Origin of the sequence: Primorskyibacter aestuariivivens, from assembly GCF_028023675.1 — a bacterium.
In the GTDB taxonomy this organism is placed as follows: Bacteria; Pseudomonadota; Alphaproteobacteria; order Rhodobacterales; family Rhodobacteraceae; genus Marinovum; species Marinovum aestuariivivens.
In genome coordinates, this window is record NZ_JAQIOZ010000004.1 from 290,469 (window position 1) to 304,047 (window position 13,579).

A 13,579-nucleotide genomic window follows, 5' to 3' on the forward strand; every position below is an offset into this window, starting at 1 on the left:
TCCAAGGGAGGCCGGAATGGCGCATTTCATCCTGTTCTACGACTATATCCCCGACTATATGGCGCGCCGTAGCGCCGATCGCGATGCGCATGTGGCCTATATCCGGCCTTGGCTGGAGCGTGGAGAGATTTTGCTGGGCGGGGCCTTTGCCAATCCCGCCGATGGGGCGGCCATCGTGTTTAGCGTGGACGATGCAAACAAAGTTGAGGATTTTGCGGCCGCCGATCCCTATGTGCTGAATGGTCTGGTGACGCGCTGGTATGTGCGGGAATGGACGACCGTGGTCGGGCGGGATGCGGCGCAACCGATCTTATGAGCCGGGCGTCAGCCGCTCCCGAAGCAGCGCCAGCGGGTGCGCGCGCAGGGTGAGGCGCATGGAGACGTAATCCTCCACCACCTCTTCGCCCAGCGTCATTTCGGGTAGGTGGGCGGCGGGTTCATGGATGGCTTCGCCGTCCAGATCGCCCTCAAAGAGTGGCAGTGGCTTGGCGGGCGTGAGCGCCTTGGCTTCCCACAGCGCCTCGCGCCGGGGCATCAGCGAGGCAAAGACATCCGCCTCGGCCAGCCGGGCCAGCACGTTCGAGCCCAGCCCGGCGCGGCGCCAGACATCCGTCACCCCGCGATAGCCATTGCCCCGCGCGGCGCAAAGCCAGTTTGCATCCTCTTCCTTGAGCCCCTTGATCTGCCGGAACCCCAGCCGCAGCGCCAGACCGCCCGCGCCATCGGGCTCCATCACGTTATCCCAGTAGCTTGCCTGGATGCAGACGGGCAGGACCGTGACCCCATGTTCGCGCGCGTCGCGCACGATCTGGGCCGGGGCGTAGAAGCCCATGGGCTGTGAATTGAGCAGCGCGCAGGCGAAGATGCCGGGATGGTGGCATTTGATCCAGGCAGAGGCATAGACCAGCAGCGCGAAACTGGCCGCATGGCTTTCGGGGAAGCCATAGGCGCCAAACCCCTCGATCTGGGAGAAACAGCGCGCGGCGAAATCTTCGTCATAGCCATTGCGGGCCATGCCGCGCATAAAACGGCTGCGAAAGTCACTGACATTGCCGTTTTTCTTGAAGGTGGCAAGGGAGCGGCGCAACCGGTCGGCCTCGTCCGGGGTAAAGCCAGCGCCGACAATGGCGATCTGCATCGCCTGTTCCTGAAAGAGCGGTACGCCCAGCGTCTTGGCCAGCACCTCGCCCAAGGCATCAGACGGAAAGCTGACCTCCTCCTCGCCATTGCGGCGGCGGATATAGGGATGGACCATGTCGCCCTGGATCGGGCCGGGGCGGATGATGGCCACCTCAATGACCAGATCATAGAAGCAGCGCGGGCGCATGCGCGGCAGGAAATTCATCTGCGCGCGTGACTCCACCTGAAAGACGCCGATGCTATCCGCCTTGCAGAGCATGTCATAGACTTTCGGGTCCTCGGGTGGCAGCGTGGCAAGGCGGTAGTCCTGCCCCACATGGCTCCGCATCAGGTCGAACGCCTTGCGCAGACAGGTCAGCATGCCAAGGCTGAGCACGTCGATCTTCAGGATGCCGAGGCTGTCGATGTCATCCTTGTCCCAGCAAATGACGGTGCGGTCCTCCATGGTGGCATTTTCAATGGGGGCCAGTTCGTCCAGCCGTCCCTCAGTCACGATGAAACCGCCGACATGCTGCGACAGGTGCCGGGGAAAGCCCACGATCTCATAGACCAGCGCCAGCGTCTGTTGCAGGCGGCGATCCTTCGGATCGAGGCCGATTTCGCGCATGCGCTCGGCCTCGATCCCCTTGGTCGAGAAGAAGCCCCAAAGCTGCGAACTGAGCGCGCCGATCGTGTCCTGTGACAGCCCCATGGCGGCGCCGACCTCGCGGATGGCGCGTTTGCCGCGGTAATGCACGACCGTGGCGCAGAGCCCGGCGCGGTGGCGGCCATAGCGTTCATAGATATGCTGGATCACCTCTTCGCGGCGTTCATGCTCGAAATCCACGTCGATATCGGGCGGCTCGTTGCGCGCCTCGGAGACGAAGCGTTCAAACACCATTGTGCCGATCTCGGGACTGACCGAGGTGACGCCGAGGCAATAGCAGGTCACGGAATTGGCTGCCGAGCCGCGCCCCTGACAGAGGATGTCATTGCTGCGCGCAAATTGCACGATGTCGTGTACGGTGAGGAAATAGGGCTCAAACTTCAGCTTGGATATGAGTTTTAATTCATGTTTCAGAAGATTGTGCACCTTGTCCGGTGCGCCGTCCGGGTAGCGCCAGCGCAGCCCGGCATAAGCGAGGCGAGAGAGGCGCTGGGTCGGGGTTTCGCCATTTGCGATTTCAGAGGGGTATTCGTAGCGTAACTCGTCCAGTGAAAAGACGCAGCTTTCCGCAACCTGTTTCGCATGCTCCAGCGCTTGGCCGTGGTCCCGGAACAGCCGCTGCATCTCGGGGGCAGAGCGCAGGCGTTGTTCATTGTTGGCCTGTGCCTTGGCCCCCAGTTGCTCAACGGTGATGCCGTTACGAATGGCGCTGAGTACATCGGCAAGCTTGCGACGGCGGCCCTCGTGGAAAAGCGGTGTGGCACTGGCCAAAAGGGGTAGGTTCAGCTTGCGTGCCAGATCGGCAAGATGGCGAAAACGGGCCGGGTCGATGCCGTCGTAATGCGGGGCCAGGAGCAGCGACATCTGCCCGGCAAAGCGGCGCGTCAGCCGTTCCGCCTCTGGCCGCCATGCGCCCGCGCCGCGTGTCGGGTGTTGCGCCTGTGGCGGGCCGTGCAGGGCGAGATGCAGACCCTCGCCGCCCATCTCCATCAGGTCAGAAAGATGCAGGGTGCAGGATCCTTTTTCCGCCCGCAGCCGCCCGCGCGAGAGCAGGCGGCAGAGGATCGCCCAGCCGCGGCGGGTCTGGACCAGCGCGGTGATGTCGGGCGCGTCCGTGAAGCGCAGTTTTGCGGCCGGGATCAGGCGGGGCGTGGCCGTCAGGAGCGGTGAGGGGGGCGCGGCGACGGGCGCGGGCGGGCCGATCAGGCCATGTTCGGCGTCAAATGCCTGCCGCTCGGCCACGTGCCGGGCAATCTCGCGCGCCTCGGTATGGGCGCGCACGATGCCCGCGACGGAGTTTTCATCGGCAATGGCGATGGCGGGCAGGCCAAAGATGGCGGCACGGCGCATGTAATCCTCGGGGTGGGAGGCCCCGGTGAGAAAGGTGAAATTCGAGGTGATCGACAGTTCGGGGAACATGGGCGACTCGGGCAGGGGGTATTAGTATATTCACGTTTTGTTCTTTTTGGGAGTCGCGTTAAATTTTGGGGGCTCTGCCCCCGGCCTTCGGCCTCCCCCGAGGTATTTTCAAACAGAAGAAGACTGGATCGGGACAAGCATCAGAGGTCTTGTGTCACCAGTTTTGTGGACAGCGCGCGCGGGTCGATCTGCAGTTCGATCAGGGCTGGCGTGTTGGCGGCCAGAGCCTGCGCCATTGTGTCCGGGAACTGCGCGTCTTCGGTCACGGTGAGGCCCAGCGCGCCATAGCTGCGGGCCAGCGCGGCGAAATCCGGGTTCTTCAGCCGGGTGGCAGAGACCCGGCCGGGGTATTTCGACTGTTGGTGCATGCGGATCGTGCCGTACATGCCATTATTGACCACCAGCACCACGATATTGGCGCCGTATTCGCAGGCGGTGCCAAATTCCTGGCTGGTCATCTGGAAACAGCCGTCGCCTGCAAAGCAGATCACCTTGCGGTCGGGATGTTCCAGCCCGGCGGCGATGGCGGCGGGCAGCCCATAGCCCATGGAGCCGGAGGTGGGGCCAAGCTGGGTGCGGAAGCGGCGAAAGCGGTAATAGCGGTGCGGCCAGCCGCAGTAATTCCCCGCGCCGTTGGTGAGGATCGCATCCTCGGGCAGCGTGTCGCGCAGATGGGCCATGACCTGTTCCATATGCAGCGCGCCGGGGGTTTCCTCGGGCTCCTGCCAGGCGTCATAGGCGGCCCGGGCGGTTCGGATCGCGGCGCTGCAGTCGGGGCCGGGCTTTGCGGTCTCGGCCAGTTGCTGCACGACCTGACCGGCCTGCGCGGCGACGGCAAGGGTCGGGTAATAGACGCGGCCCGGCTCAGAGGGGTCGGGATGCACATGGATGAGCTTTTGCGCCGGCTTGGGCGGGGTCAAGAGGGTGTAGCCGCTTGTCGTCATCTCGCCCAGACGCGCGCCGAGGCAGAGGATCAGGTCTGCATTGCGGACCTGATCGGCCAGCGCCGGGTTGGGTGCGATACCGAGATCGCCGATATAGTTGGGATGTCTGTTGTCGACATAGTCCTGACAGCGCAGGGTCGTGGCGACGGGGAGTTGGGCGGTCTCGGCGAAGCTCTGCAGCGCCTTGCGGGCGTCCTCGGACCAGAGCGGTCCGCCGGCGAGGACGAGCGGGCGCTCGGCCTTGTCCAGCATGTCAAGAATGGCCTGAATGTCGCTGTCTGCGGCGCGGCCCGAGGGCGGGTTCACCGCGGGCACAACGGGCACATCGGCGCTGGCGGAGAGCACATCCTCGGGCAGGGCCAAAACCACTGGGCCGGGGCGACCGGAGAGCGCGACGTGATAGGCCTGTGAGACATATTCCGGGATGCGGTCCACCCGGTCGATCTCGGCCACCCATTTGGCCAGTGGGGCGAACATGGCGCGGTAATCTACTTCCTGAAACGCCTCGCGGTCGCGCTGGTCGCTGGCCACCTGACCGACGAAGAGGATCATCGGCGTGCTGTCCTGAAAGGCCACATGCACCCCGGATGACGCATTGGTGGCACCGGGACCGCGCGTGACCATGGCGATGCCGGGGGTGCCGGTGAGCTTGCCATGGGCCTCGGCCATCATCGCCGCGCCGCCCTCTTGCTTGGCGACAACGGTGCCGATGCCGCTCTCAAAGAGCCCGTCCAGCGCCGCGAGGTAGCTTTCGCCGGGAACACAGAAGACGCGGGTCGCGCCCTGGGCCTTGAGGGCGTCAACGAGGATCTGGCCACCATGGGGCATGGGTATTCTCCTTGGGGCGGTGGGCAGGATTGCCCACCCTACGAGGTAAGTTCCTTTATCGCGGCGAGGAAGGCCGCGACTTCGGATGGGGAATTATAGTGGCACATCGACACGCGGATGCAGGAGGGCTGCCCCAGCGGGTCGAGGATATTGCGGGAATAGTGATCCGCCTTGCGGGTATGGGTGCGGATGCCCTGGGCGTTGAGATGGGCCACGACCTCTTCCGAAGGCGTGCCGTCGAGCCAGAAGCTGACCAGCCCCTCGCGCGCGGGGTTGTCCACGCCGCCGACGATATGGATGCCGGGCAGTTCGGCAAGACCCGCGAGATTGCCGGTGCCGTGCAGCATGGCCTTTGTGAGGGAATGCTCATGTTCATGGATGGCCTGCCCTGCCGCGATAATCCGGGCGCGGCGGTCGGATGCGTCCGAGACCGCGCTGCCCAGCCAGTCGAGATAACCCACCACGTCGGAAAACGTCGCATAGGCCCCGGTGTCACGGGTGCCGAATTCCCAGTTTTCCAGAGGTCCGTCGATCAGCCCCTCAAACCGCAACTTGCTGGCCCGGTCCGAGACCCAGGCGATGCCGTAGCCGTGGCGGGAGAACACCTTGTAAGGCGAGATCACGTAGCCGTCGATATCGTAGCTGTCGATGTCAATCAGCCCGTGCGACGCATGCTGGATACCATCGACAAAGATGAACGCATCGGGGGCCTTGGCGCGGATGGCAGAGGCGATGCCCGCCACGTCGATCCCCATGCCGGTCACGGGCGAGGTGTGCAGGATCGTGGCAACGCGTGTGTCATCGGTGACATGGGCGGCGTAGGCGTCTGGCGTGACCAGCCCGGTCGCGTCGTCATGCGGGACGGAGATGTAATCCTTGCCCGCCACATGCGCCCATTTCCGCGCGGCAGAGCGCGAGGCGGGGTGTTCGACGGAGGAGCCGAACACTGCGCCTCCGGGCGTGCCAAGGATCATGGCGCGGAGCAGGCGGAAGGTCAGTTCCGTGCCGCTTTCACCTACAAAGAATTGCCCAGACGACGCGCCGAAGAAATCACGCATATCCGCTTTGGACGTTGCGATGATCTCCATCAATGCGTGGGCCGCCGGGTTGTCGCGGCCCTGATTGTCGGGGATGGCGGCGAATTTGGTTGAGGTTTCAACCACGGAATTCAGCGTCAGTGCGCCGCCCGCGTTTTCAAAGAACACGCGCGGCCCCTGAAACGGGCAGGCATCGACATGGGCAAAGCGGGACCGGATATCGGCAAGCAAAGTGTCAGAGAACATGGGGACTCAGTCAAATTGGCGGACGGATACACCGTCGGCCTCCAAAGATGTGCGGACAGATGCGGCCAGATCGACCGCTTCGGGGGTGTCTCCGTGCAAACAGATCGTGTCGATCCGCGCCGGGATGCGCTTGCCGCTTTGCGTGATGATCGCGCCTTCGCGCACCATCTCGGCGATGCGTGGGCCTGCCATTGTTGCGTCATGGATCACCGCGCCGGGCAGGGCGCGATCCACCAGCGTGGCGTCGTCATTATAGGCGCGGTCGGCGAAGATCTCGCCCACCCATGGCGCGCCCAGTTCCCTGACCGCTTCTTGCTGGGCTGTTTCCACCAGCACCATGATGCGCAGCTCGGGGGCGATGGCCCGCGCCGCGCGGTAACAAATTAGCGCCATTTCCTTGTTCTCGGAACACATGTTGGACAGTGCGCCATGCAGTTTGAAATGGCGGATTTCACCGCCAGCGGCGCGGGCCATCGCCTGGGACGCGCCAAGCTGATAGGTCAGCATGTTGGTCAGCTCGGCGGCGCTCATGTTGAGCCGCCGCCGCCCAAAGCCGCGCAGATCGTCAAAACCGGGGTGACAGCCAAGGCCCACGCCATTTTTCAGCGCCAGTGCCATCGTGTGCGCCATCACATCCGGGTCACCCGCGTGGAAGCCGCAGGCAATATTGGCGGAGGTGATAGTATTCAAAAGTTCGGCGTCATGGCCCATGACCCAGGGGCCAAAGCTTTCGCCCATATCGGCATTCAGATCGACGCGCGTGGCCATGACATCCCCCAGGTTGCGTGGCGCAGGATGGCTGGGAAGACGGGCAGGTTCAAGAGGGGCTTAGAGCGTTTCCAGTTTAGCTTGAATCGCCAATACCCTGCCACCCCTTCGGCGCTCTCGGGACATTGGCGATGCCTTGTTTCAACGAAAACTGGAAACGCTTTATTCCAGCCGAACGGCATCGCCAGACTGGCGTTCCGCCGCCGAGAATCCGGCGTAGTCGAGCCCGTAATCGGCCGCGACAGAGATGACGGCGATCATGACAAAGGCGGTAAGCATGGCTTTCATTGGGTGTCCTCATCGGGTTGTGTCGCCGTCTTGAGATAGGCGATCAGGTCAGCACGGTCATCTGCCCCGGTGATCCGCTGCATCGGCATCTTGGTGCCGGGAATGTAGTGGTCGGGGCCCTCGTCGAACAGGGCGTTCACCGTGTCTTCGGTCCAGATGATGTCAGAAGCGGTGAGCGTTTCGGAATATTTGTAATCCTCGACGGTGCCTGCACGGCGACCGAAAAGGTTGTACAGCGTCGGTCCGGCACGGCGCGCGCTTGATGGGGCCAGTGTGTGGCAGACGGCGCATTTGCGCTGGAACTGGCGTTGGCCATTGGGAACGGTGTCCGGATCCACGAGGTAGGCGGGTTCCTCGGGCGTCATCTGTCCGTGTTCGGTCAGGGTCTCCAGCGGCCACGAGTACATGATCGGATCAAGCCCGCCGGCATGGATGTTCTGGCCATTGGTGGACCAGGCCAGTGCCCAGACCGGGCCATGCGCCGTGGCCTTGAAATCGCGGGTGATGCGCCACTGGCCCGTGTCGATCACCATGATATAACCTTCGCCATCCCCCACGGCGAGATGACTGCCATCCGGTGATAGCGCCATGGCAAGGATCGGGCGGCGACCCAGCGTGTAGTCACGGATTTCCTCATCTGTCTTCAGGTCGATGATCCGTGTCTGCCCATCTGTCGCGCCATAAGCGAGCCAGCCCTGTTCGGCATTCAGGACCATCTTGTTGATCCCGAAGCCGTGGCGCAGGACCAGTCGTTTTTCCTCACCGGTTTCAGGATCCCAGAGCAGAATGTTGCCATCGGTCGAGGCGGAATACAAAAGCCCATCGGGGCGATAGGCGACCGCATTCACGCCTTGGGTGTGACCCCGCATGAAACGCGGCGCACCTCCTGCAAGCGGCCAAATCCCTACGGTTCCGTCCCAGCTTGCCGAGGCGAGCGTCTGGCCGTCCGGGGACAGGGCAAGCCCGAACACCTTGGCTGTATGGCCCGTGAGCCGGGTCGGCCTGTCACCGTCCCAGATCAGGATGTCATTATCATCCCCGCCCGAGGCGACACGCCCGTCCGGCAGGGGCAGCACGGTATTGACCGCCGCGCGGTGACCGTCACGCCAATCGGGTGTGATCCCGTCCCAGACTCCCACGGCATTGTCGAAGCTGGCTGTGGTGATCTGGCCGGAGGGGGCCACAGCGATATCCATGATCGGACCGCCATGGCCCTTGAGCGTAAAGAAATCCTGTGCGGCAAGCGGTGTTGCCGCGACAGTTGCCGCAAGGATCAGGGCCGCCCCACGCATGTTATTCCGCGGGCGTGGCACCTTTGGGCGCCTCAGCCTCTTTGGCCTTGACCTCTTCGACCCAGAGCGAATGGTGCTCCTTGGCCCATTGCTCTTCCACATGGCCCGAGCCCATGGCGTCATAGGCACCTTCCATCCCGATCGAACCGATATAGATATGCGCGATGATGATCGCCATCAGCACAAAGCTGACGATGGCGTGCCAGAGCTGGGCATATTGCATCTCTTCATGCGGGGCGAGCGCGGTTGGCAGCGGGTCCAGCCCGATCAGGCCCGGAAGGCCCAGCGCGTTGAGTTTCTCAAACGTGGCCGCGAACATCGGCAGTTCGAACGGGAAGAGCAGAGACAGGCCAGACGCCGCGATGGAACCGCCCAGCACGATCACCGACCAGAAGATGATCTTCTGGCCAAAGTTGAATTTCTTGGCAGGGGGGTGCTTGCCCTTGGCAAAGATGCCGCCGCCTTGTGCAATCCATTTCAGGTCGGTCTTGTTCGGGATGTTATGCGCGACCCAGAGGAAGAACACGAAGACCAGACCGACGATAAAGGCCCAGCTGACATTGTTGTGCACCCATTTCGACGCGACAGCGAGGTTGGAATACGCCTCGTGCCCGAATGTGGGGATCAGGAATTTGCGCCCCATCAGCGTGATCAGACCGGTAATCCCCAGCAACAGGAACGACCCGGCCAGCAGCCAGTGCGAGAAACGTTCAAACGCCTTGAAACGTTCAATGGTGCGGCCGGTCTTTTCACCGTCGATGCGAATACGCCCCCGGATCAGGAAGAACACCACCAAAAGGCCGATCATGCCCAACAGCAGATAACCGCCATAGGTGATCAGCGGCCCCTGGCGGAACTCAAGCCACCACATGCCGCTGTCCTGCACCAGCACGGTCGAGGCCGGGCCGTCATTGGAGGCGGTGATATTGGCCTTGCCGAACCGCAGCGCCCGCCACAGGTCCGGATCGGATGCGCCACCAAGCGTGCCAAGCTGGTTGGCAATGCCCGCCGCGCTGTCAGGGTCGCCGACATTGTTGGCACGGAAGGAATTGTCCACCGTTTCGCCGCGCTGGCGGGCAAGGATGTCTTCCAGCGTTTGGGCCCCGCCGGTCGCGGACCGGTCTGGTGCTTCTGTCTCCTGGGCCTGAGCGGGGCCGGAGGTCGACAGACCGGTCAACGGCAAGAACAGCGTAAACATCAGGACAAGGGAAAGCAGAACGCGCAACATGGCGATGCCTTTCGATAATTCTCAGAAAAGGATGTGCGTAACTTTCAATGGGGCGGCCCTTTGGCAAGGCCGCCCCACGTCTTTCAGATGCGCTTAACCGTCGCGCTGGCCGTAGGCGGAGCCCCAGCCCCAGGCGCCGGAGCCGAAGCCACGGGCCACAACGCGTTCGCGGTAGATGGCCGAAACAACGTCACCGTCACCGGCAAGCAGCGCCTTGGTCGAACACATCTCGGCGCAGATGGGCAGTTTGCCCTCGGCGATCCGGTTGCGCCCGTATTTGGCGAACTCGGCGGTGGAGTGGGTTTCTTCGGGGCCACCGGCACAGAAGGTACATTTGTCCATCTTGCCGCGCGATCCAAAGTTGCCCGCCTGCGGGAATTGCGGCGCGCCAAAGGGGCACGCGTAGAAGCAATAACCACACCCGATGCAGAGGTCCTTGGAGTGCAGGACCACGCCCTCTTCGTTCTGGTAGAAGCAGTCTGTCGGGCAGACGGCCATACAGGGCGCGTCCGAACAGTGCATGCAAGCCACCGAGATGGAGCGTTCACCCGGGGAGCCGTCGTTGATGGTCACAACGCGGCGCCGGTTGATGCCCCAGGGCACTTCGTGCTCGTTTTTACAGGCCGTAACGCAGGCATTGCATTCGATGCAGCGTTCGGCGTCGCAGAGGAATTTAGCTCGTGCCATTTCTCTATCTCCTTACGCTGGCATGATTTTGCAAAGGGTCGCCTTGGTCTCTTGCATTTGAGTGACCGAGTCATACCCGTAGGTCTGCGCCGTGTTGGTGCTTTCGCCCAACACATATGGATCCGCCCCTTCCGGATACTTGGACCGCTGGTCCTCGCCCTGGAAGTGACCACCGAAGTGGAACGGCATGAAGGCAACGCCTTCTCCGACCCGTTCAGTGACCATGGCCATCACCTTGACCTTGCCGCCTTCGGGCCCTTCGACCCAGACCTGAGCGCCGTCCCGCACGCCGATATTGTTGGCGTCACGCGGGTTGATCTCGACGAACATGTCCTGCTGCAGCTCTGCCAGCCACGGGTTCGAGCGCGTCTCATCGCCACCGCCCTCATATTCGACCAGACGGCCGGAGGTGAGGATGATGGGATAATCCTTGCTGAAATCCTGTTTCTGGATCGAGGCATACATCGTGGGCAGGCGGTAGAATTTCCGGTCCTCATAGGTCGGATAATCTGCCACCAAGTCGCGACGGTTGGTGTAGAGCGGCTCACGGTGCAGCGGGATCGGATCCGGGAAGGTCCAGACCACGGCCCGTGCCTTGGCGTTGCCGAACGGCGCACAGCCATGCTTGATTGCCACCCGCTGGATCCCGCCCGAGAGGTCGGTTTTCCAGTTGGTCTTGGGCCCGGCCACCGCGTCGATTGCGGCACGCTCTTCGTCGGTCAGGTCGCCGTCCCATCCGAGATCCATCAGCATCTGCATGGTGAATTCCGGGTAGCCGTCCTGAATTTCCGATCCCACGGAATAGACGCCTTCGGCGAGCAGGTTGTCGCCGTCGCGTTCCACCCCGAAACGGGCGCGGAAAGTCAGACCACCCTCTGCGACAGGTTTGGACATGTCGTAAAGGTTCGGTGTGCCCGGGTGCTTCATCTCTGCAGTGCCCCAGCACGGCCATGGCATACCGTAGTAATCGCCATCTGCGGGACCACCAATCGCCTGCAACGTCGTCTTGTCGAACGTGTGCTGATTGGCCATGTGCAGCTTGATCCGCTCGGGCGACTGACCGGTATAGCCCACCGTCCACATGCCGGAGTTGAACTCGCGGGTCACGCTTTCGATGTTGGGCGTGTTTTCGTCTTCCATCTCGATATTGCGGAAGAACCGGTCGGCAAAGCCGAACTTGTTGGCGAACATGCCGATAATCTCATGGTCCGGTTTGCTCTCAAAGAGCGGGGCCATGATCTGATCGCGCCACTGGATAGAGCGGTTCGATGCGGTGACAGAACCACGGGTTTCGAACTGCGTCGAGGCGGGCAGCAGGTAAACGCCGTCCTCCCGGTCATGCAGCACGGCAGAGACGGTGGGGAACGGGTCGACAACGACCAGCATGTCCAGCTTCTCCATCGCGGTTTTCATTTCCGTCATCCGGGTCTGCGAGTTGGGCGCGTGACCCCAGAGCACCATGGCCCGAACATTGTTCGGCTGGTCCATGTTCTCCTTGTCCTCAAGGATACCGTCGATCCAGCGCGACACCGGGATACCGGTGAGGTTCTGCAGCGATTTCTCCTTGCCATCGGCACCGGTGAGCGTGTCGAACTGACCGGCAAGCCATTCCGGATCCTCGCCCCAGACGCGCGCCCAATGGGCCCATGCCCCGCCAGCCAGGCCATAGTAGCCGGGCAGCGTGTGGGACAGAACGCCAAGGTCGGTTGCACCCTGCACGTTGTCGTGGCCACGGAAGATGTTGGTGCCACCACCCGAGGTGCCCATGTTGCCCAGAGCAAGCTGGAGCACGCAGTAAGCGCGGGTGTTGTTGTTGCCGTTGGTGTGCTGCGTACCCCCCATGCACCAGATCACGGTGCCGGGGCGGTTATTGGCCAGCGTACGGGCCACGCGGCGCAGCTGCGAACCGGGTGTTCCGGTCACGCGTTCCACCTCTTCCGGTGTCCATTTGGCCACTTCGGTCTTGATCTGGTCCATGCCCCAGACACGGGTGCGGATAAACTCTTTATCCTCCCAGCCGTTCTCGAAGATGTGCCAGAGAATACCCCAGACCAGCGCCACGTCCGAACCGGGACGGAAGCGGACATATTCATCGGCATGCGCCGCCGTGCGGGTAAAGCGCGGGTCGCAGACGATAACCGGCGCGTTGTTCTGTTCCTTGGCCTTGAGCACATGGAGCAGCGACACGGGGTGCGCCTCGGCCGGGTTGCCACCGATGATAAAGATGGCGCGGCTGTTGTGGATGTCGTTGTAGGAGTTGGTCATGGCGCCGTAGCCCCATGTGTTCGCAACACCCGCCACGGTCGTCGAGTGACAAATCCGGGCCTGGTGATCCACGTTATTCGTGCCCCAGTAGGCGGCGAATTTGCGGAACAGGTAGGCCTGTTCGTTGTTGTGCTTGGCAGAGCCGAGCCAGTAGACGCTATCAGGTCCGCTTTCGTCGCGGATCTGCATCATACCGTCGCCGATCTCGTTGATCGCCTGTTCCCAGCTGATGCGCTTCCACTCACCACCCTCTTTCTTCATCGGGTACTTGAGACGGCGTTCCCCATGGGCGTGTTCGCGCACGGCGGCACCTTTGGCGCAGTGAGCACCCAGGTTGAACGGGCTGTCCCAACCGGGTTCCTGCCCGGTCCAGACACCGTTTTCCACTTCGGCGATCACGGTACAGCCCACCGAGCAGTGGGTGCAGACCGATTTCACGGTTTCGACGGCCTGTTTGGCGGCGGATTGCGCCTGGGCCTGGGTCACCGTACCGCCGGTGGCGGCAATCGCGGTCAGGCCACCGATGGCCAGACCCGAACCGCGCAGAAAGGCGCGGCGGTCAACGGATGTGTTGGCCACATCCGAAAGGATACTTGTCCGCTGGGGGCGTCGCGCAACCCCGTTGGTCTTTTTCCTTAGCATGTTTCTCTCTCTCCCTTGCTGGCTTCACCCCTCCTCCGGGGCGTCGCGCGCTTGGACTGTTCTTGAGCATTGGCGGTCGGGCGTCACGCAACCAGTTGCCAGTGCCGGTCAATTGCCGCGTCCAGACCCTGTTTGGTCCGGGCGAAGCG

Annotated in this window: 10 protein-coding genes; 1 reads left to right on the plus strand and 9 read right to left on the minus strand. The window is 62.8% G+C overall.

Going from position 1 to position 13,579, the window contains the following annotated elements; all coding sequences use genetic code 11:
• Positions 1 to 16: 16 nt before the first annotated feature.
• Entirely contained in the window at positions 17 to 316 is a 300-nt protein-coding gene (locus PGB28_RS05330) for a YciI-like protein (RefSeq protein WP_271420453.1), read from the plus strand.
• Here PGB28_RS05330 and PGB28_RS05335 read toward each other — a convergent pair.
• From PGB28_RS05335 to PGB28_RS05375, 9 genes are all read right to left on the minus strand, one after another.
• Positions 311 to 3,205 carry an error-prone DNA polymerase gene (locus PGB28_RS05335; RefSeq protein ID WP_271420454.1) on the minus strand — a complete coding sequence of 965 codons (2,895 nt, stop codon included), beginning with the start codon at positions 3,203 to 3,205 and terminating at the stop codon, positions 311 to 313. The genes PGB28_RS05330 and PGB28_RS05335 overlap by 6 nt on opposite strands.
• Before the next feature lie 140 nt (positions 3,206 to 3,345).
• Positions 3,346 to 4,977: a thiamine pyrophosphate-binding protein gene (locus PGB28_RS05340; protein WP_271420455.1), complete on the minus strand. Its 1,632-nt coding sequence runs from the start codon at positions 4,975 to 4,977 to the stop codon at positions 3,346 to 3,348.
• Positions 4,978 to 5,015: 38 nt separating this feature from the next.
• Complete coding sequence (locus PGB28_RS05345) at positions 5,016 to 6,260, minus strand: aminotransferase class V-fold PLP-dependent enzyme (RefSeq protein WP_271420456.1); 1,245 nt, start codon at positions 6,258 to 6,260, stop codon at positions 5,016 to 5,018.
• A gap of 6 nt (positions 6,261 to 6,266) precedes the next feature.
• On the minus strand, positions 6,267 to 7,028 hold the full coding sequence (locus tag PGB28_RS05350) for a LamB/YcsF family protein (RefSeq protein WP_271420457.1): 762 nt from the start codon (positions 7,026 to 7,028) through the stop codon (positions 6,267 to 6,269).
• Positions 7,029 to 7,190: 162 nt separating this feature from the next.
• The gene (locus tag PGB28_RS05355) at positions 7,191 to 7,316 is read right to left on the minus strand and encodes a hypothetical protein (RefSeq protein WP_271420458.1); all 126 of its coding nucleotides are present in this window, start codon (positions 7,314 to 7,316) and stop codon (positions 7,191 to 7,193) included.
• A complete protein-coding gene (locus tag PGB28_RS05360; protein ID WP_271420459.1) occupies positions 7,313 to 8,608 on the minus strand; it encodes a c-type cytochrome in 1,296 nt (431 codons plus the stop codon). Before PGB28_RS05360 ends, PGB28_RS05355 begins: the two co-directional genes overlap by 4 nt.
• Position 8,609: 1 nt before the next feature.
• Complete coding sequence (locus tag PGB28_RS05365) at positions 8,610 to 9,836, minus strand: formate dehydrogenase subunit gamma (protein WP_271420460.1); 1,227 nt, start codon at positions 9,834 to 9,836, stop codon at positions 8,610 to 8,612.
• A gap of 93 nt (positions 9,837 to 9,929) precedes the next feature.
• Entirely contained in the window at positions 9,930 to 10,523 is a 594-nt protein-coding gene (gene fdh3B, locus PGB28_RS05370; protein WP_271420461.1) for a formate dehydrogenase FDH3 subunit beta, read from the minus strand.
• Positions 10,524 to 10,535: 12 nt separating this feature from the next.
• Entirely contained in the window at positions 10,536 to 13,430 is a 2,895-nt protein-coding gene (locus tag PGB28_RS05375; RefSeq protein ID WP_271420462.1) for a formate dehydrogenase subunit alpha, read from the minus strand.
• Between the last annotated feature and the right edge of the window lie 149 nt (positions 13,431 to 13,579).